This is a genomic window from Cupriavidus sp. GW823-FHT07A04, assembly GCF_058794615.1.
The window spans coordinates 203,854-222,547 of sequence record NZ_JBXAHA010000016.1; the positions used below are offsets into that span (position 1 = coordinate 203,854).

Annotated in this window: 15 protein-coding genes; 12 read left to right on the forward strand and 3 right to left on the reverse strand. The window is 67.0% G+C overall.

Annotation, left to right across the window (positions count from 1 at the left end; all coding sequences use genetic code 11):
• The first annotated feature begins 154 nt into the window (after window positions 1-154).
• The 7 genes from AC1Q7Q_RS27005 to AC1Q7Q_RS27035 all read left to right on the forward strand — a co-directional run bounded on the left by AC1Q7Q_RS27005 (window position 155) and on the right by AC1Q7Q_RS27035 (window position 7,712).
• Window positions 155-1,732 carry an ABC transporter substrate-binding protein gene (locus AC1Q7Q_RS27005; RefSeq protein WP_492370809.1) on the forward strand — a complete coding sequence of 526 codons (1,578 nt, stop codon included), beginning with the start codon at window positions 155-157 and terminating at the stop codon, window positions 1,730-1,732.
• A 171-nt stretch (window positions 1,733-1,903) separates the two neighbouring features.
• On the forward strand, window positions 1,904-2,854 hold the full coding sequence (locus AC1Q7Q_RS27010) for an ABC transporter permease (RefSeq protein ID WP_492370791.1): 951 nt from the start codon (window positions 1,904-1,906) through the stop codon (window positions 2,852-2,854).
• A 27-nt stretch (window positions 2,855-2,881) separates the two neighbouring features.
• Entirely contained in the window at window positions 2,882-3,769 is an 888-nt protein-coding gene (locus tag AC1Q7Q_RS27015; protein WP_150990600.1) for an ABC transporter permease, read from the forward strand.
• Window positions 3,770-3,776: 7 nt separating this feature from the next.
• The gene (locus AC1Q7Q_RS27020; RefSeq protein ID WP_492370810.1) at window positions 3,777-4,859 is read left to right on the forward strand and encodes an ABC transporter ATP-binding protein; all 1,083 of its coding nucleotides are present in this window, start codon (window positions 3,777-3,779) and stop codon (window positions 4,857-4,859) included.
• A gap of 58 nt (window positions 4,860-4,917) precedes the next feature.
• Window positions 4,918-5,946 carry an ABC transporter ATP-binding protein gene (locus AC1Q7Q_RS27025; protein WP_492370792.1) on the forward strand — a complete coding sequence of 343 codons (1,029 nt, stop codon included), beginning with the start codon at window positions 4,918-4,920 and terminating at the stop codon, window positions 5,944-5,946.
• Between the two features lie 132 nt (window positions 5,947-6,078).
• Window positions 6,079-7,269: an amidase gene (locus AC1Q7Q_RS27030; protein WP_492370793.1), complete on the forward strand. Its 1,191-nt coding sequence runs from the start codon at window positions 6,079-6,081 to the stop codon at window positions 7,267-7,269.
• A gap of 32 nt (window positions 7,270-7,301) precedes the next feature.
• Complete coding sequence (locus AC1Q7Q_RS27035; RefSeq protein ID WP_492370794.1) at window positions 7,302-7,712, forward strand: DUF3830 family protein; 411 nt, start codon at window positions 7,302-7,304, stop codon at window positions 7,710-7,712.
• A gap of 52 nt (window positions 7,713-7,764) precedes the next feature.
• Here AC1Q7Q_RS27035 and AC1Q7Q_RS27040 read toward each other — a convergent pair whose 3' ends face one another.
• Window positions 7,765-10,878, reverse strand: a complete 3,114-nt coding sequence (locus AC1Q7Q_RS27040) for an efflux RND transporter permease subunit (protein ID WP_492370795.1) — start codon at window positions 10,876-10,878, stop codon at window positions 7,765-7,767.
• 9 nt (window positions 10,879-10,887) lie between these two features.
• Window positions 10,888-12,084, reverse strand: coding sequence for an efflux RND transporter periplasmic adaptor subunit (locus AC1Q7Q_RS27045; RefSeq protein ID WP_492370796.1), 1,197 nt, complete (start codon window positions 12,082-12,084; stop codon window positions 10,888-10,890).
• A 502-nt stretch (window positions 12,085-12,586) separates the two neighbouring features.
• Between AC1Q7Q_RS27045 and hpnD the strand changes: the two genes are divergently transcribed.
• From hpnD to AC1Q7Q_RS27060, 3 genes are all read left to right on the forward strand, one after another.
• Window positions 12,587-13,423 (forward strand): presqualene diphosphate synthase HpnD, encoded by an 837-nt coding sequence (gene hpnD / locus AC1Q7Q_RS27050; protein ID WP_492370797.1) that lies wholly within the window; start codon window positions 12,587-12,589, stop codon window positions 13,421-13,423.
• A gap of 70 nt (window positions 13,424-13,493) precedes the next feature.
• Window positions 13,494-14,768: a Zn-dependent hydrolase gene (locus AC1Q7Q_RS27055; protein WP_492370798.1), complete on the forward strand. Its 1,275-nt coding sequence runs from the start codon at window positions 13,494-13,496 to the stop codon at window positions 14,766-14,768.
• A 93-nt stretch (window positions 14,769-14,861) separates the two neighbouring features.
• Complete coding sequence (locus tag AC1Q7Q_RS27060; RefSeq protein WP_492370799.1) at window positions 14,862-15,758, forward strand: SMP-30/gluconolactonase/LRE family protein; 897 nt, start codon at window positions 14,862-14,864, stop codon at window positions 15,756-15,758.
• Between the two features lie 117 nt (window positions 15,759-15,875).
• Here AC1Q7Q_RS27060 and AC1Q7Q_RS27065 read toward each other — a convergent pair whose 3' ends face one another.
• Window positions 15,876-16,217, reverse strand: coding sequence for a hypothetical protein (locus AC1Q7Q_RS27065; protein WP_492370800.1), 342 nt, complete (start codon window positions 16,215-16,217; stop codon window positions 15,876-15,878).
• A 255-nt stretch (window positions 16,218-16,472) separates the two neighbouring features.
• Between AC1Q7Q_RS27065 and ompR the strand changes: the two genes are divergently transcribed.
• The gene (ompR, locus tag AC1Q7Q_RS27070) at window positions 16,473-17,195 is read left to right on the forward strand and encodes an osmolarity response regulator transcription factor OmpR (RefSeq protein WP_006576352.1); all 723 of its coding nucleotides are present in this window, start codon (window positions 16,473-16,475) and stop codon (window positions 17,193-17,195) included.
• 13 nt (window positions 17,196-17,208) lie between these two features.
• Window positions 17,209-18,558, forward strand: a complete 1,350-nt coding sequence (locus tag AC1Q7Q_RS27075) for a sensor histidine kinase (RefSeq protein WP_150990620.1) — start codon at window positions 17,209-17,211, stop codon at window positions 18,556-18,558.
• Window positions 18,559-18,694: the final 136 nt, after the last annotated feature.

Sequence of the window (18,694 nt, forward strand, 5' to 3'; positions counted from 1 at the left end):
TAACTGGTCCCGTCTCCCCTTCCCCCACCCAGGAGCTTTGCCCGTGACCGTTTTCTCTTCCGACTCCGCAAGAAGCGTAAAACCCGGCCTGAAGTCCATCGCCGCCGCTGCCGCGATCACCGCCGTCTCGATCCTCGCCTTGCCGGGCACCGCGATGGCCGAGAAGGTACTGCGCATCGGCATGACCGCCGCCGACATCCCGCGCACGCTGGGCCAGCCCGACCAGGGTTTCGAAGGCAACCGCTTCACCGGCATCCCGATGTACGACGGGCTGACCCAGTGGGACCTGTCCAAGGCCAACGGCCCCAGCCTGCTGATTGCCGACCTGGCCACGGAATGGAAGGTCGATGCCAAGGACAAGACCAAGTGGATTTTCAAGCTGCGCCCCGGCGTGAAATTCCACGACGGCTCGCCGTTCAACGCCGACGCCGTGGTGTGGAACGTGGGCAAGGTGCTCGACAAGACCGCCAAGCAGTTCGATCCCAGCCAGGTTGGCGTGACCGCCTCGCGCATGCCGACGCTGCGCTCGGCCAGGAAGATCGACGACCTCACGGTGGAGCTGGCTACGTCGGAGCCAGACTCCTTCCTGCCCTTTAACCTGAGCAACCTGTTCATGGCCTCGCCCACGCAGTGGGACAAGAAGCTGGCTGCCGTGCCGGCCTCGGTGACCGATCCGGCCGAGCGCTCCAAGCAAGCCTGGGTGGCCTTTGCCGCCGATGCTTCCGGCACCGGCCCCTTCAAGATGAGCCGCTTCGTGCCGCGCGAGCGTCTGGAGATGGTGAAGAACGCGCAGTACTGGGACGCGAAGCGCCTGCCCAAGATCGACAAGGTGGTGATGCAGCCGATGCCCGAGGCCAACGCCCGCACCGCCGCGCTGCTGTCGGGCCAGGTCGACTGGATCGAGGCGCCGGCACCGGATGCCGTGGCGCAGATCAAGAGCCGTGGCTTTGAGGTCTACGCCAATGCCCAGCCGCATATGTGGCCGTGGCAGCTGTCGTTCGCGCCCGGATCTCCCTGGCTCGACAAGCGCGTGCGCCAGGCGGCCAACCTGTGCGTGAACCGCGAGGGCCTGAAGACCTTGCTGGGCGGCTACATGGCCGAATCCAAGGGCATCGTCGAAAAGGGCAACCCGTGGTGGGGCAACCCCACGTTCGATATCAAGTACGACGCCAACGCCGCGCGCAAGCTGATGCAGGAGGCCGGCTACTCGGCCGCCAAGCCGATGAAGGTAAAGGTGCAGGTGTCGGCCTCGGGCTCCGGCCAGATGCAGCCGCTGCCGATGAACGAGTACGTGCAGCAGAACCTGAAGGCGTGCTTCATCGACGTCGACTTTGACGTGGTCGAGTGGAACACGCTGTTTACCAACTGGCGCATCGGCGCCAAGGACCCGAGCGCGCATGGCGCCAACGCCATCAACGTGAGCTTCGCGGCGATGGACCCGTTCTTCGCCATGGTCCGTTTTGTCAGCACCAAGACGCAGCCGCCGGTCTCGAACAACTGGGGCTACTTCGGCAACGCGGAGTTCGACAAGCTGATCGAGACGGCGCGCACGTCGTTCGACGAGAAGGCGCGCGACACGGCGCTGGCCAAGCTGCATGCCCGCATCGTGGAAGAAGCGCCTTTCGTGCTGATCGCGCATGACGTAGGCCCGCGCGCGATTTCCAGGAAGGTCAAGGGCGTGGTGCAGCCGCAGAGCTGGTTTATCGACATCGCCACCATGTCGATGGACTGAGCCGTGCTGCACGCCGAGCACCAAGCCGTGCACTAAGCGAACTGCGCGCGTGGCCGGTCCCGGGCCGGCCACGCGCAGCGCAATCCAGAAGATGCCCGGCCGGCATGCATCGGCCGGGCTCCCCCGAGAAACCACGGCAGGCAACGCTCGCCTTCCTTCCCGGCCACGAACATGCTCTACCTGCTCCGCCGCATCGTCTACGCGATCCCCATCCTGCTCGGGGTCGCCCTGCTCTGCTTCTCGCTGGTCCATATCGCGCCAGGCGACCCGCTGGTGTCGGTGCTGCCGCCCGACGCCTCCGAGGACCTGCGCCGCCAGCTTACCGCGCTCTACGGCTTCGATAAGCCCTTCCTCGAGCAATTCCTGCACTGGCTCACCCGCGCGCTGCACGGCGACCTGGGCACCTCCATCGCCACCAACCGCCCGGTGATGAGCGAGGTGCTGACGGCGGTGATCAACTCGGTCCGGCTGGCCGCGGTGGCTACGCTGATCGGCTTTACCTTCGGCTGCCTGTTCGGCTTCGTGGCGGGCTACTTCCGCGATTCCGCGGCGGACCGCACGGCCTCCTTCCTGTCGGTCTTCGGCGTGAGCATGCCGCACTACTGGCTGGGCATGGTGCTGGTGATCGTGTTCTCCGTGTTCCTCGGCTGGCTGCCCGCCACCGGCGCCGGCCCTGGTGGCTCCAGCGACTGGGCATGGAACTGGGAGCATATCCAGTACATGGTGCTGCCGGCGGTGACGATGTCGGTGATCCCGATGGGCATCGTGGCGCGCACCATCCGCGCGCTCGTGGCTGAAATCCTCTCGAACGAATTCATCGTCGGCCTCAAGGCACGCGGCTTGTCGGAGGTGGCGGTGTTCCGCCATGTGCTGAAGAACGTGGCGCCCACCGCGCTGTCGGTGATGGGCCTGCAGCTCGGCTACCTGCTGGGCGGCTCGATCCTGATCGAGACGGTGTTCTCCTGGCCTGGCACGGGCTTCTTGCTCAACTCAGCGATCTTCCAGCGCGATTTTCCGCTGCTGCAGGGGACCATCCTTGTGCTCGCCGTGTTCTTCGTGTTGCTGAACCTGCTGGTCGATGCGCTGCAGACCTTGTTCGACCCGCGCATCCAGCGCAACTGACGCCATCAAGGAAACCCGGGAGCCCCCATGGAAATGACTCTGAAAAAGCCCGCCCTTGTGCCCGTCGTGCAGCGCTCGCCCGGCTACTGGGCCACGGTGGGCAAACGCCTGCTGCGCAACAAGCTGGCCATGCTGGCCGCGCTGATCCTGCTGGCGCTGGTGCTGATGGCGATCTTCGCGCCCGTGCTGATGCCGGCCGATCCGTACGCCGCCTCGATCATGAAGCGCCTCAAGCCGATCGGCACTGAGCACTACCTGCTTGGCACCGACGAGCTGGGGCGCGACTTGCTGTCCCGCCTGATGCTGGGCGCGCGGCTGTCGCTGTTCATGGGCATCACGCCGGTGCTGATCGCCTTTGTGATCGGCAGCGCGCTGGGCATCGTCGCGGGCTATGCCGGCGGCTGGACCAATACCGTGATCATGCGGCTGGTCGACATCCTGTACGCCTTCCCCTCGGTGCTGCTGGCCATCGCGCTGTCGGGCACGCTGGGCGCAGGCGTGGGCAATGCGCTGTTGTCGCTCACCATCGTGTTCGTGCCGCAGATCGTGCGCGTGGCGGAGAGCGTGACCACGCAAGTGCGCAATCGCGAGTTCGTCGATGCGGCGCGCGCCTCGGGCGCGTCGTCGCTGACCATCGTGCGTGCCCACGTGCTCAACAATGTGCTGGGGCCGATCTTTGTCTACGCCACCAGCCTGATCTCGGTGTCGATGATCCTGGCCTCTGGCCTGTCCTTCCTCGGCCTCGGCGTCAAGCCGCCCGAGCCGGAATGGGGCCTGATGCTCAACACGCTGCGCACAGCGATCTATACGCAGCCGCTGGTTGCCGCCCTGCCCGGCGCCATGATCTTCCTGACCTCGATCTCCTTCAACCTGCTCGCCGATGGCATTCGCTCGGCGATGGAAATCAAGGACTGATGCCATGATGGAAACCTTGCAAGACACGATACCCGATGCATTGGCCAACACCGACGTCGGCGGCCCCGCGCAACCGCTGGTGATCGCGCGCGACCTGATCAAGCACTTCCCGCTCAAGTCGAAGCTACCCTGGCGCAGCGGTGGCGAAGTCCGCGCCGTCGACGGCGTCAGCTTCGAAGTGAGAAAGGGCGAAACGCTGGGCGTGGTCGGCGAATCCGGCTGCGGCAAGTCCACCACCGCGCGGCTGCTGATGCAGTTGATCGAGCAAAACAGCGGCGAGCTGATTTTCGATGCGCTGGGCGTGGGATCGGCGCAGTTGCCGATGAAGCGCTACCGCAGCCAGGTGCAGATGGTGTTCCAGGACAGCTACTCCTCGCTCAATCCGCGCCTGACCATCGAGGAATCCATCGCCTTTACGGCGCGCGTGCACGGCATCGACGCGGCCGAAGCCAGCGCGCGCGCGCGTGCCCTGCTGGATCGCGTGGGCCTGGAGCCGGCGCGCTTTGCCGGGCGCTATCCACACGAGCTCTCCGGCGGACAGCGCCAGCGGGTGAATATCGCGCGGGCGCTGGTGCTGCGCCCGCGCCTGGTGATCCTCGATGAAGCCGTGTCGGCGCTGGACAAATCGGTGGAGGCGCAGGTGCTGAACCTGCTGCTCGACCTCAAGGCCGAGTTCGACCTTACCTACGTCTTCATCAGCCACGACCTGAACGTGATCCGCTACCTATGCGACCGCGTGATGGTGATGTACCTGGGCAAGGTCGTGGAGGTGGGCGACACCGAAACGCTCTACGCCAACCCCGCGCACCCCTACACGCGTGCGCTGCTGGCCTCGATGCCGGCGATGGACCCGGATCACCGCACCCAGGTTGCGCCGCTGGCGGGAGACCCGCCCAACCCGATCAACCCGCCATCCGGCTGCAGCTTCCATCCGCGCTGCGCCATGGCACAGGACGTTTGCTCGCGCCGCGCGCCGCAGTTGTCCGACGCGCTCGCGGGACATCCGGTGGCCTGCCTGATGGCGAACGCGGACGGCGGCCACAGCCGGCAGATGCCCGCGGCCGCCAGCCCGCTCGTTGCAGCACCCTGAGGGCCAAATCGTGAATGCACCCGTGAATGCACCCGTGACCGTACCCTCGAACGTACCCATGACCGCACCCAACCACAGCCCCGAACCCCATGCAGCCGCCCCCATGGTGTCGGTGCGCGACCTGCGCGTGACCTTCTCCGGCGGCGGCAAGACCATTCGCGCCGTCAGCGGCGTGTCGCTTGCGGTGGCGCCTGGCGAGACGCTCGCCCTGATCGGCGAATCCGGCTCCGGCAAAAGCGTGACGCTGCGCGCGCTGATGCGCCTGCACCCGCCGCGCCGCACCCGCATGGAAGGCGAGATCCGCATCGACGGCACCGACGTCACCGCCCTCGATGGCCGTGGCCTCGCCCGGCTGCGCGGCGGCAAGGTAGCGATGGTGTTCCAGGAACCATTGCTGGCGCTGGACCCGGTCTACACGATCGGCCAGCAGATCATCGAATGCATCCGCACCCACGCCAGCGTGTCCGCGGCCGAAGCGCGCCAGCGCGCGCTGAGCGCGCTGGCGTCCGTGCGCATTCCCAGCCCGGAGCGGCGCCTGGCAGCCTATCCGCACGAGATGTCCGGCGGCATGCGCCAGCGCGCCATGATCGCGCTGGCGCTGTCGGCCAACCCCAAGGTCCTGCTGGCCGACGAGCCGACCACCGCGCTGGACGCCACCGTGCAGATCCAGGTGCTGATCCTGCTGCGCGAGCTGCAACGCGAGCTTGGCCTGTCGATCGTGTTCGTCACCCATGACATCGGCGCGGCCGTGGAAATCGCCGACCGCGTCGCCGTGATGTACGGCGGGCGCATCGTCGAGGAAGGCCCGATCCGCACCATCCTGCGCGCCGCGCGCCATCCCTATACGATGGCGCTGCTGCAAAGCCGCCAGCACGGCATGGACCGCGGCCAGCGGCTGCAGACCATCGCCGGCTCGCCACCCGATCTGTCGGCCCTGCCGCCGGGCTGCAGCTTTGCCCCGCGCTGCCCGCACGCGCGCGCGCAATGCCTGGAGGCGGTGCCGCGGGCGACCGCGCTGGGTGGCGGGCATAGCGTGAGCTGCGTGCTGGCCAGTGAGCCTGTCGCCCGTGCCGAGGCCCTGGCGTAAGCTCTGTCAACCCGCCGCAACGGTACGGCATGCCGGCGCATGCCGTGTATGCCGTGTATGCCGTGCGTTCCGTGCCAATATCGCCTTTACTGATTGCTACCCTAGCCCTCACTTTCACCGCTACCCGCATCCATGACCCTGGCCAGCCATCCCTCCCACGCCTTCCTCCCCTACCCTGACGCACCCGTCGCCAATGCGGCCAGCGGCCCCCTCGCCGGCCTGACCTTCGCCGCCAAGGACCTGTTCGACGTAGCCGGCTACCCAACTGGCGGCGGCAATCCCCATGTGCTGGCCATGTCGGGCATCAAGTCCACCACCGCGCCCACCGTGCAGCGGCTGCTGGATGCCGGCGCGGCCTTCGTCGGCAAGACCCATACGGATGAGCTGGCGTTCTCGATGAACGGCAAGAATGCCCACTATGGCGCGCCGGTGAACGGCGCGGCGCCGGGGCGCATCACGGGCGGCTCGTCCTCCGGCTCGGCCTCGGCGGTGTCCAACAAGCTCTGCGACTTTGCGCTCGGCACCGACACCGGCGGCTCGGTGCGCGCGCCGGCCAGCCACTGCGGGCTGTTCGGCATCCGCCCCACCTTTGGCCGGATCTCGCTGGCGCAAACCCTGGCGCTGTGCGACAGCTTTGATACCTGCGGCTTCTTCGCGCGCGACATCGGCACCTTCGCCCGCGTGGCCGACGTGCTGCTTGGCAGCGACCCCCGGCCCCTGCCCGCCGGCCCGCGCCTGCTGCTGGCCGAAGACCTGTTCCGCATGCCCACCGCCCCCGCGCTGGACGCGCTGCTGCCGGTGGTCGGCGGCATCGAGGCCGCCTTCGGCAAGGCCACACCCGTCACGGTGGCGGACCGCCCGCTGGAAGACATCTGGTGGGCCTTCCGCTATGTGCAGGGCTGGGAAGCCTGGCAGACCGACGGCGCCATGATCGAGCAATACGGCCTGCAACTCGGACCCGACGTGGCCGCGCGCTTTGCATTCTCCAAGGGCGTCACCGAAGCCCGCCTCGAAGCCTCCAGCGCGATTCGCCGCGCCTTTACCGCGCATCTGGCGGCGCTGCTTGGCAACGACGCCGTCCTGATCCTGCCGACCATGCCCGACATCGCCCCGCTGTCCGACGCTGCCGGCGAGGAACTTGAGACCTACCGCAACCTGTCGGCGCAAACGCTGTGCCTGGCGCCGCTGTCCGGCTTCCCGCACCTGAGCCTGCCGCTGGCCGGCCGCGCGGGCGCACCGCTAGGCATCTCGCTGATGGGCCCGGCCGGCAGCGACCGCAGCCTGATTGCATTTGCCGAAAAGCTGGTCGCCGCGCTAAGCTGAACGATCACCCCGATTTCCCCAGGAGAGCCTGAATGGCCCAGATCCGCATTACCGCCGGCGGCTACCAGTTCGTCGCCGAAACCCATCCCGACGCCCCCCTCACCGTGGCGGCCTTCACCAAGCTGCTGCCCTACCGCCAAAAGCTGATCCATGTGCGCTGGAGCGGCGAAGGCTGCTGGATCCCGCTGGGCGAGTTCAAGCTGGGCGTGGATTTCGAGAACCACACCAGCCACCCCTCGGTCGGCGACATCCTGTTCTACCCCGGCGGCTACAGCGAGACCGAGATCATCCTGGCGTATGGCAGCTGCTGCTTTGCCAGCAAGATGGGCCAGCTGGCGGGCAACCATTTCCTGACGATCGTGCAAGGCAAGGAGAACCTGCGCGCGCTGGGCACCAAGGTGCTGTGGGAAGGCGCCCAGGACGTCAGCTTCGAGTCGATGTGAGATAGGGAGCGCGCTTGGCAGTTCTGCCGCCAGAGCACGCCCGGGCGCGCGCTCAGCGTGCCAGCACCGCCCCGCCCGGCTCCGGCGCCTTGACCCGGAACCAGGCCGCATACAGCGCCGGCAGGAACAGCAGCGTCAACGCCGTCGCGATCACCAGCCCGCCCATGATGGCGACCGCCATCGGCCCCCAGAACACGGAGCGCGACAGCGGGATCATGGCCAGCACGGCCGCTGCCGCGGTCAGGATGATAGGTCGGCAGCGCCGCACGGCGGATTCGACGATGGCATCCCACACCGGCTCGCCGGCACGGATGTCCTGCTCGATCTGGTCGACCAGGATCACCGAGTTGCGGATGATCATGCCTAGCAGCGCGGTGATGCCAAGCTGCGCGACAAAGCCCATCGGTGCGTTGAGCAGCAGCAGCGTGGCGGCGGCGCCGATCAGGCCAAGCGGCCCGGTCAGGAACACCATCAGCGAGCGCGAGAAGCTGTGCAGCTGCAGCATCAGCAGCGTGAAGATCAGGAAGATGCACAGCGGCAGCTGCGCGGCGATCGACGCGCCGGCCTTGCCGCTTTCTTCTTCCGCCCCGGCCACCGTAATGCGGTAGCCCGCCGGCAGCTGCGCGCGCAGCTTGTCCAGCTTGGGATTGATCTGCGCCGTCACGGTGGGGCCCTGGATGCCTTCGACCACGTCGGCCTGCACGGTCACGCCAAAGTCGCGGTTCTCGCGCCAGATCACGCCCGGCTCGGAGCGAAAAGCGATGCGCGCGACCTGGGTCAGCGGCACCACGCGGCCGCTGGCGGTGGGCACTTGCACGTTCTGCAGGTCGGACATGGCGTCGCGCTCGTTGCGTGGCGCGCGCATCAGGATATCGATCAGCTTGTCGCCATCGCGGTATTGGCCCACCGCCACGCCGGTCAGCACCGTCTGGGTCACCCGCGCAATCGCGGTGGTGCTGACGCCGAGCGCGCGCGCGCGGTCCTGGTCGATGTCCAGGCGCAGCACCTTGACGCTCTCGTTCCAGTTGTCGTTGACCCCCACGGTGTTGGGGTTGGCGCTCATCACCGCCCTGACCTCGTCAGCCAGCTTGCGCACGCCAGCGGCCTGCGGCCCGATCACGCGGAACTGCACCGGATAGGGCACGGGCGGGCCATTCGGCAGCAGCTTGACGCGGCCGCGCAATTGCGGGAAATCGCGCGCCAGCAGGTCCACCACGCGTTGGCGCACCCGGTCGCGCAGCGCGACTTCGGCCGGCATCACGATCACCTGCGCCACATTGGTCTGCGGGAAGATCTGGTCCAGCGGCAGGTAGAAGCGCGGCGCGCCGCTGCCGACGAAGGTGGTCAGGCTGGCAATCTCGCGGTCCCCGCGCAGCGCGGCCTCGAAGCGCCTGGCCTCGGCCTCGGTCTGCGCAAAGCTGGTGCCCTCCGGCAGCCACAGCTCCACCATCAGCTCCGGCCGGCTCGAGTCCGGGAAGAACTGCTTCTCCACAAACTTGAAGGCGTAGAGGCCGAGGCCAAAGGCCACCAGCGTGATGACGATCACCGTCTTGCGCCACGTCACGCACCAGTGCACCAGGCGGCGAAATCGGTTGTAGAACGGCGTATCGAACACCTCGTGCTGCTCGCCCTCGCCGGCGGGGCGTGCCTTGAGCAGCAGGTAGCCCAGGTAGGGCGTGAAGTAGACCGCGGCCAGCCACGACAGCACCAGCGCCATCGCGGTCACGGCGAAAATGGCGAAGGTGTACTCGCCCACGGTGGAGCGCGCCAGCCCCACCGGCAGGAAGCCGGCGGCGGTGATCAGCGTGCCGGTCAGCATCGGCATGGCGGTGGAGGTGTAGGCGAAGGTGGCGGCTTCCATCTTGGAGAAGCCCTCCTCCAGCTTGCGCACCATCATCTCCACGGCGATGATGGCGTCGTCGACCAGCAGCCCCAGCGCCACGATCAGCGCCCCGAGCGATATCTTGTGCAGGCCGATGCCGAAGATATTCATGAACAGGAACGTGACGGCGAGCACCAGCGGAATGGTCAGCGCCACCACCAGGCCCGGGCGCACGTCGATGCGCAGCGGCTTGGTATGCAGCCCGAGCGAGACAAAGCTCACGCCTAGCACGATCACCACGGCCTCGATCAGCACGTGCACGAACTCGCCCACCGACCGCTCCACGGCCTCCGGCTGGTTTTGCACCTGATCCAGCTCGATGCCGACGGGCAGTTGCCCGCGCAAGCCGTCCATCGCAGCACGCAGGTTCTTGCCCATGGCGATGATGTCGCCGCCGCGCTCCATCGAGATGCCCAGCCCGATCACCTCCTTGCCCTGGAAGCGCATCTTGCTGGCAGGCGGATCGACATAGCCGCGGTACACATGGGCGATATCGCCCAGGCGGATATTGGCGATGCCGTTCGGGCCGCGCAGCACCAGGTTTTCCAGGTCGGCCACGTTGGCGAACTGGCCCGACAAGCGCACCTGCAGGTTGTCGCCCGGCGTCACCAGCACGCCGCTGGCGGTCATGCTGTTTTGCTGCGATATCTGGTCGGCGATCGCGTTGATGTCCAGCCCGAGCTGGGCAAAGCGCGCCTGGTTGAATTCGATGTAGACCTTCTCGTCCTGCAACCCGATCAGCGACACCTTGGCGACGGACGGCACGCGCAGCAGCTGCTGGCGCACCAGGTCGGCGTACTCGCGCAACTCTTTGTAGTTGAAGCCGTCGGCCGAGAGCGCGTAGATGGAGCCATACACGTCGCCGAATTCGTCATTGAAGAACGGCCCGCGCACGCCCGGCGGCAGCGTCTGCGCGATGTCGCCGACCTTCTTGCGCACGGTGTACCAGATCTGCGCGGTGTCCTTGGCCGGCGCGGTGTCCTTGAGCTGGAAGATCACCGTGGTCTCGCCGGGCTTGGAGAAGCTGCGGATCTTGTCGGCGTAGGGCACTTCCTGCAGCTGGCGCTCGATCTTGTCGGTGACCTGCACCGCGATCTGCTCGGCGGTGGCGCCGGGCCAGAATGCCTGCACCACCATCACACGGAAGGTAAAGGGCGGGTCTTCGTCCTGACCGAGCTGGAAGAAGGCAAAAAGCCCGCCCAGCAACAGCACCACCAGCAGGTAACGGGTCAGCGGCTGGTGCTCCAGGGCCCAGCGGGACAGGTTGAAACGGGAATGATCCATGCCGGCGCCTTAGTTGCGCACGGCCGGCGTGGGCGCCACCGCCTGCAGCGGCTTGACCTTCTGGCCGGGCTTGAGCAGGTGCACGCCCGCGGTGACGATGGTCTGGCCGGGCGACAACCCTTGCCTGACCTGGATCTCGTTACCCTGGAGCTCGCCCAGCGTGACGTTGACCGGCTGCACGGTGCCGGCTGCCGCGTCATACACCCAGACCTGGTTGCTGCCCTGCTTTTGCAGCAGCGCGGAGAGCGGCACACGCAGCGTGGCATCGTCGCCGGTACGGGTGAAGGTGACCACGGCGGTCATGCCAAACTTGAAGTCGGCCGGTGGATTGGGCACGCTGATGCGCGCCGCGTAAGTGCGCGTTACCGGGTCGGCCATTGGCGAAATCTCGCGCACGCGGCCCGGCAGCGGCCGGCCGGGCTCGGCCCAGGTGCGCACGGTGACGTCGGAGATGCCGCGCAGGCGCTCGACCTGATCCTCCGGCAGGCCAACCGCGACCTCCTTCTCCGCGGTTTGCGCCACCCGCACGACCGACTGGCCGGCCGCCACGACCTGGCCGACTTCGGCTTCGATCAGGGTCACCACGCCATCGGCGTCGGCGGTCAGCACGCCGTAGCCGGTCTGGTTGGATTGGTTGCGCAGCCCCGCCTCGGCCTGGCGCAGGCGGGAGGCGGCGGAGTCAAAGGTGGCCTGGCGGCGTTGCTGCTCGGCCGCGCTGATGAACTTCTTGGCGAACAGCTCGTTGTAGCGCTTCAGATCGGCCTCGGCGAGGTCTCGGTCGGTCTTGGCCGCGTCGTACTGGGCCCGCGAACCGGCTTCCGCCAGGCCGAGGTCGGTGGGGTCGAGGCGGGCAAGCGGCTGGCCCTTGCGCACGGTGGCGCCCACGTCGACCAGGCGCGCGGCGATCTTGCCGCCCACGCGAAAGCCTAGCCGCGACTCGATCCGGGGCCGCACATCGCCCGAGAACTCGAACTCCGTCTTGCCTGCGCCCGGTTGTAACTGCATCAGGCGCACCGGGCGGATCTCTGGCGCCTTTTCTGCCTGACGGCTGCAACCCGCCAGCGCCACCCCGGCGAGCAGCAGCAGGGTCACCAACGCGCCGCGACCGCGCATGCGCAAGCCGGCCGCGAACGCGTTCGCGCTGAAAAGCGTTGAAAAAGGCACTTCTATGGCCACAACTTCCGGCCCGGGATGAGGCACTGGCATGAGTTAAGCGTTAGATCGGTGGCACGGTTTGCACTGCGGCAGGCACGGCGCGGCGTGGCGGCGATTAATAACTCGCCGGTCAGTAATGTAACGGCGTGAAGCCGAAAGCGTCAAATGGCGCGCGGAGGGGGATACCGGAAACGCACTTTTCAAACAAGCCGCCCACCCTGGGTCCCAAGTCGGACGCAGGAATCGCGCCGGGCGCGGCCAAATGCCGCAGCGCTGGATATCCGCGCAGGCCGAAGTGCACGGCGGCGCTCTCGCCCGCGGCCGTTGCGGCCGGGAGCGCGATGTTACAATCCCGCGCGTCGCCCGCGCTGCCTTGCCACCCGCCGTGGAATGGCTTGACGACTGGAAATCGCGGCTCTTGGCGCAGGCCCCCCTGGCCAGCGCATCGCGCCATCTCGCCACACCGGCCACCGCGCGCCGGCCAGGTTGCCGCGGCGACAGCGCAGGCATAAAGCCCCCCATAGCCCCCCCATTTCACCGACCCGAGCCTGGCGTGACGCCCGATCAGTATTGCCAAGAGAAAGCCGCGCAGAGCGGCTCCAGCTTCTATTACAGCTTCCTGTTCCTGGCGCCCGAGCGGCGGCAGGCCATTACCGCCCTCTATGCCTGGTGCCGGGAGGTCGACGATGTCGTGGACGACACGCAAGACGCCAGCGTGGCCTATCAAAAGCTGGCCTGGTGGCGCAACGAGCTCGCCCAGATGTTCAACGGCGCGCCGACCCATCCCGTGACCAAGGCGCTGCAGCCGCACATGCAAGCCTATGGGCTGACCCAGCCGATGTTCAACGAAGTGCTCGAAGGCATGGAAATGGATCTCAACCAGTCGCGCTACCTGGATGACATCGCGCTCACGCGCTATTGCCATTGCGTGGCCGGCGTGGTCGGCACCATGAGCGCCCGCATCCTCGGCCACACGGATCCGCGCACGCTCGAGTACGCCGAAAAGATGGGCTTGTCGCTGCAAATGGTCAATATCCTGCGCGATGTGGGCGAGGATGCCCGGCGCGGCAGGATCTACCTGCCGGTCAACACGCTGCAGCGCTTCCAGGTGCCGGTCTCCGAGATCAATCAGGCCACGCACTCCGATCGCTTCGTCACGCTGATGCGCTACCAGGCCGAGCAGGCCCGCACGCTGTACCGCGAGGCGCTGGCGCTGCTGCCCGCTGCCGATCGGCGCGCCCAGCGCGCCGGACTGGTCATGGGCGCGATCTACCAGACGCTGCTAGACGAGCTGGAGGCGAGCGAGTTCCAGGTACTGAACCAGCGCATCTCGCTCACGCCCATGCGCAAGCTGTGGATCGCGTGGAAAACGTGGATGCGCAACCGCTGAACGCCACGTCCTGCCTTTTGCACCGCTACCTGCCTTCACGGCCTTCACGGCCTGAGCCACCCGAGCTGCCATGACCCAAATCGCCTCCCCCCTCCTCCCGTTAGGCCAGACCATTCTCGACCAGGCCGCGGCGCTGGCCCGCTTCTCGGATATGGAAGGCGGCCTGACCTGCGCCTACCTGACCCCGGCCCACCGCGCCGCGCAGGCCCAGTTGGCGGCGTGGATGGAGGCGGCGGGCATGCAGGTCCGCATCGACGCCATCGGCAACGTGATCGGCCGCTACGCCGCCGATCCTGCCGCGGGCGACGGCGCGCGCGTGCTGATGACCGGCTCGCACTTCGACACCGTGCGCAACGGCGGGCGCTATGACGGCCGGCTTGGCATCCTGCTGCCCGTGGCGGTGGTTGGGGCGCTCAACGCGGCCGGCATCCGCCTGCCCTATCACTTCGAGGTCGTGGGCTTTGCCGAGGAAGAAGGCCTGCGCTTCAAGACCAGCTTCCTGGCCAGCAGCGTGCTGGCCGGCCGCTTCGACCCGGCCCTGCTGGATCGTGCGGACACCGACGGCGTGACGCTGCGCGAAGCCCTGGCCGCCTCTGGCCTGCCGGGCGCGGGCGGCGTCGATGCACTGCGCGCCGCGGCGGTGGACCCCGCGACGCTGCATGGCTTTGTCGAAGTCCATATCGAGCAAGGCCCGGTCCTGCTGCACCACGGCCTGCCGCTCGGCGTGGTCACCCAGATTGCCGGCAGCAGCCGCTTCCAGGTGCGCGTCGAGGGCCTGGCCAGCCACGCTGGCACCACGCCCATGACCCTGCGCAAGGACGCCGCCGCGGCGGCGGCCGAGATGGTGTTGCTGGTGGAGCGGCGCTGCGGGCAGGTGCCTACGCTGGTTGGCACGGTGGGCCAGTTGCAGGTGCCCAACGGGTCGAGCAACGTCATCCCCGCCGAATGCGTGTTCTCGATGGACATCCGTGCCGGCGAAGACAGCATCCGCGAAGCCGCCATTGCCGACATCGTGACCGGCATCCAGGCCATCGCCGAGCGTCGCGGCCTCAGCGCCGGCGTGGAACGGGTGACGCCGGTCAACAACGCGCCCTGCGCGCGCTGGCTGATGGACCAGTTCGGCGCGGTGCTCAAGAAGCGCGGGCTGGACGCGTTCGAACTGCCCTCGGGCGCCGGCCACGACGCCATGATGATGCAGCGCATGACCGACGTGGCGATGCTGTTCGTGCGCTGCGGCAACGGCGGCATCAGCCACAACCCGCTGGAAACCATCACGGCCGACGACGCCCAGCTCGCGGCCGAGGTCTTCGTCGACTTCCTGCGGCATTTCCAGCCCCGCGCCTGACCCCCACCGCGGCGCGCTTGCGGTCCCGGCACAAATCGTATTGGATGTAGGCACACCAATCACAAGATCGAAAGATCACAACGGAGACACTGCATGGCGCACCGCGAACTATCGGTCCTGACCGAGGGGCACACCTTTCTGGAAGGACTGCGCTGGCACGACGGCCGGCTCTGGCTGTCGGATTTCTATACCCATCGCGTGATGGCGGTGAGCCTGGATGGCGCCGTCGAACAGATCGCCGAAGTGCCGCAGCAGCCATCCGGCATGGGATGGCTGCCGGACGGGCGCCTGCTGATCGTCTCCATGCGCGACCGCAAGCTGCTGCGCCGCGAGCCGGACGGCAGCCTCGTGGTACATGCCGACCTGTCCAGCGTGGCTAGCGGGCACGTCAACGACATGGTGGTGGACCAGCACGGCCGCGCCTATGTGGGCAATTTCGGTTTCGACCTGATGGCCGGCGCCCCGCTGCGCACCGCGAACCTGGCGCGGGTCGACCCGGACGGCTCGGTGACCGTGGTGGCCGATGGCCTGTTCTTCCCCAACGGCTCGGTCATCACGCCGGACGGCAAGTCCCTGGTGGTGGGCGAGACCCTGGGCAATCGCATCTCGGCCTTCGATCTGCACGTGGATGGCTCGCTGGGCCCGCGCCGTGACTGGGCCCTCTTCGGCAGCCAGCCCACTGGATCGGATCTCGGCCAGGTGCTGGGCGGCGCGAAGGTGGCGCCGGACGGGTGCGCCCAAGATGCGCAAGGTGCGCTCTGGGTGGCTGACGCCATCGGCAATCGCGTATTGCGGGTAATGCCGGGCGGGCGCATCGATGAGGAGATTGCCTGCGGGACGGGCATCTTCGCAGCCGCGCTGGGTGGCCCGCGCGGCACCACGTTGTTCCTGGCCGCCGCGCCGAACTTCGACGAGGCGCAGCGGCGCGCTTCGCGCCTGGGCCATATCCTGATGACGGAAGTCGAAGTGCCGCACGCCGGCCTGCCATGAGGCTATGCGGCTGTGAGGCTATGCGGCTGTGAGGCTATGGGGCTGAAGTAGGACGGACGCCGATACGCGCTTGCCGCGCATCGTGTCAAGCTGCACGCATGTGTGCGTGCCTGGCCCCTAGCCGCCCTGGTACATCTCCCGCCCGAGCTCGTACAGGTTCTGGCGCAGCTTGCGCCGCTCGTCTGGCGAGAGCTTGTCGTTCGGGAATGCGTGGGGCAGGCGCTCGTTCATGTCGCGCTCGGCGCGGTACTTTCCGGCGCGCGCTCGCGCCTCGTCCTTGCTGTAGTGCTCGCGCTCGTTGCGCGGGGCGGCCTCGCGAGCTGCTGGCTTGCCAGCGCCCGGAAACAAATGCGCCATGCCGGGCGATTGCGGGTATCCCGCACTAGCGGCAAGCAACAGCGCAACAGTCGCGCCGGCGCGGGAAAGGGTACGCCCGGCGCGCTTGCGGGTGACTTTCATTGATAATGGCGGTTTGGGCTTCGGAAACGGTGGTTACAGGACCGCCGGAAGCCGGACATCCAGTAGCCCCGCCTCGCCACGTCATGGCAGTGAACTACACGGCGGACGCCCACGAAATCCCCGCGGGACTGGCTACGGAAACGGTATGCGGCAGTTTAAACGCAGGGTGGATGCGCGCCTTCATACCTCGGGGTAAAGTATGTAACCTTTTGTTAAGCCATTTTGACCGAAAGCGTTTGTCGCTAAGATACCGCCATGGAAAATACCAGTCACAAGATTCTCGTCGTAGACGACGACCCCCGTCTGCGCGACCTGCTGCGCCGCTACCTTGGCGAACAGGGCTTCACCGTACTGGTAGCTGAGAACGCCACCGCGATGAACAAGCTCTGGTTGCGCGAGCGTTTCGACCTGCTAGTGCTCGACCTGATGATGCCCGGTGAAGACGGCCTGTCGATCTGCCGGCGCCTGCGCGGCGCCAACGACCAGACGCCCATCATCATGCTCACCGCCAAGGGCGAGGACGTCGACCGCATCGTCGGCCTCGAAATGGGCGCCGACGACTACCTGCCGAAGCCCTTCAACCCGCGCGAACTGATCGCGCGGATCCACGCCGTGCTGCGCCGCAAGGGCCCCGCCGAAGTCCCCGGCGCGCCCTCCGAAACCCCGGAAACCTTCGCCTTCGGCGATTTCGTGCTGAATCTCGCTACACGCACGCTGACCAAAAATGATGAGGAGATCACCCTGACCACCGGCGAATTCTCGGTGCTCAAGGTCTTCGCCCGGCATCCGCGCCAGCCGCTGTCGCGCGAGAAGCTCATGGAAATGGCGCGCGGCCGCGAGTACGAGGTATTCGACCGCAGCCTGGACGTGCAGATCTCACGCCTGCGCAAGCTGATCGAGCCTGATCCGGGCAACCCACGTTTCATCCAGACGGTCTGGGGTCTGGGCTACGTCTTCATCCCCGATGGCGTGAAGTAAGGCGCCGCGCATCGTGGCGACTGTCATCAGCCGCACGGCTACGCGCCTGTTCGGTTCGCTGTTCTGGCGAACCTTCATGCTGATCGCCCTATTGCTGGCGATCTCGCTGGGTATCTGGTTCCAGAGCTATCGGCTCTTCGAACGCGCACCGCGCGCCCAGCAGATCGCCATGCAAGTGGTCAGCGTGGTCAAGCTCACGCGCGCCGCCCTGCTCTATTCCGATCCCGCGCGGCGGCGTTTCCTGCTGCTCGACCTGGTGCAAAACGAGGGCATCAAGGTCTACCCGCGCGAGAAAGACGACGATTTCTCCGTGCCCACCACGAACCCCTTCCTGACCCAGCTGGTGCAGCAGGAGATTCGCAGCCGGCTCGGCGAAGGGACCGTGATCGCCACCACCGTGAACGACATTCCCGGCGTATGGGTGAGTTTCGAGATCGAGGGCGACGATTACTGGGTAGCGATCAGCCCCGAACGGTTCGAGCGCGTGCCCGGCATCCAGTGGCTCTGGTGGAGCATCGCCGCGCTATTGCTGTCGATCATCGGCGCAGCCTTTATCACGTCGCTGGTCAACCACCCGCTCAAGCGGCTGGCCAACGCGGCACGCGCCATCGGCGGCGGCGGCGACCCGCCCACCCTGCCTGAGCACGGCGCCAGCGAAGTGGCGCAGGCCAACCACAGCTTCAACCAGATGGTGCGCGACCTGCGCCAGCTCGACGACGACCGCGTCGTCATGCTGGCCGGCATCTCGCACGACCTGCGCACGCCGCTGACGCGCCTGCGGCTGGAAACCGAGATGTCCCCCGTGGATAACACCACGCGCGAAGCCATGATCGCCGATATCGAACAGATGGACGCCATCATCGGCCAGTTCCTCAACTACGCCCGCCCCGCGCTGGAGACGGTCGAACCCGTCGACCTGTCCGCACTCGTGCAAGACGCCGTCGGCGTCTATGGCGCGCACGACGACGTACGCGTCCATGTCCGCGCCGGCGACCCCGTAATGGCCGTGGCCAACCGCATGGAAGTCCAGCGGATCCTGGACAACCTGGTCGAAAACGCCCGCCGCTACGCCAAGGACGAAGACAACGGCGTAGCCGTGGTCGAGATCAGCACCCGCATCGAAGATAAGGAAGCCGTGCTGACCGTGGCCGACCATGGCAGCGGCGTGCCGGAAGCGCAATTGCCCTTGCTGACCCGGCCCTTCTACCGGCTCGATGGCGCACGCAGCGAAGCCAAGGGCGCCGGGCTGGGGATGTCGATCGTTAATCGGATCTTGCAGCGAAATGGCGGTAGGTTGATGTTGGCGAATCGGCCGCCGCCGGCGACGGGGTTGGTGGTTAGTGCGTTTTTCAGGCGGGCGTAGGTTGAGATGCTGGCTGCAACTGCAAAATCAGCTTTAACTGCTTAACTTCAAGGTCAAAAGCAACTGCAGTTTCACCTCCCCTGCGGGGAGGCGACCTACTTTCTTGTCTCGCCAAGAAAGTAGGCAAAGAAGCGAC

Excerpts from the sequence above, each read along its gene's own strand:
- AC1Q7Q_RS27005 (WP_492370809.1), top strand. The coding sequence starts at position 155 with ATGGCCGAGAAGGTACTGCGCATCGGCATGACCGCCGCCGACATCCCG.
- AC1Q7Q_RS27010 (WP_492370791.1), top strand. The coding sequence starts at position 1,904 with ATGCTCTACCTGCTCCGCCGCATCGTCTACGCGATCCCCATCCTGCTC.
- AC1Q7Q_RS27015 (WP_150990600.1), top strand. The coding sequence starts at position 2,882 with ATGGAAATGACTCTGAAAAAGCCCGCCCTTGTGCCCGTCGTGCAGCGC.
- AC1Q7Q_RS27020 (WP_492370810.1), top strand. The coding sequence starts at position 3,777 with ATGGAAACCTTGCAAGACACGATACCCGATGCATTGGCCAACACCGAC.
- AC1Q7Q_RS27025 (WP_492370792.1), top strand. The coding sequence starts at position 4,918 with ATGACCGCACCCAACCACAGCCCCGAACCCCATGCAGCCGCCCCCATG.
- AC1Q7Q_RS27030 (WP_492370793.1), top strand. The coding sequence starts at position 6,079 with ATGACCCTGGCCAGCCATCCCTCCCACGCCTTCCTCCCCTACCCTGAC.
- AC1Q7Q_RS27035 (WP_492370794.1), top strand. The coding sequence starts at position 7,302 with ATGGCCCAGATCCGCATTACCGCCGGCGGCTACCAGTTCGTCGCCGAA.
- AC1Q7Q_RS27040 (WP_492370795.1), bottom strand. The coding sequence starts at position 10,878 with ATGGATCATTCCCGTTTCAACCTGTCCCGCTGGGCCCTGGAGCACCAG.
- AC1Q7Q_RS27045 (WP_492370796.1), bottom strand. The coding sequence starts at position 12,084 with ATGCCAGTGCCTCATCCCGGGCCGGAAGTTGTGGCCATAGAAGTGCCT.
- AC1Q7Q_RS27055 (WP_492370798.1), top strand. The coding sequence starts at position 13,494 with ATGACCCAAATCGCCTCCCCCCTCCTCCCGTTAGGCCAGACCATTCTC.
- AC1Q7Q_RS27060 (WP_492370799.1), top strand. The coding sequence starts at position 14,862 with ATGGCGCACCGCGAACTATCGGTCCTGACCGAGGGGCACACCTTTCTG.
- AC1Q7Q_RS27065 (WP_492370800.1), bottom strand. The coding sequence starts at position 16,217 with ATGAAAGTCACCCGCAAGCGCGCCGGGCGTACCCTTTCCCGCGCCGGC.
- ompR (WP_006576352.1), top strand. The coding sequence starts at position 16,473 with ATGGAAAATACCAGTCACAAGATTCTCGTCGTAGACGACGACCCCCGT.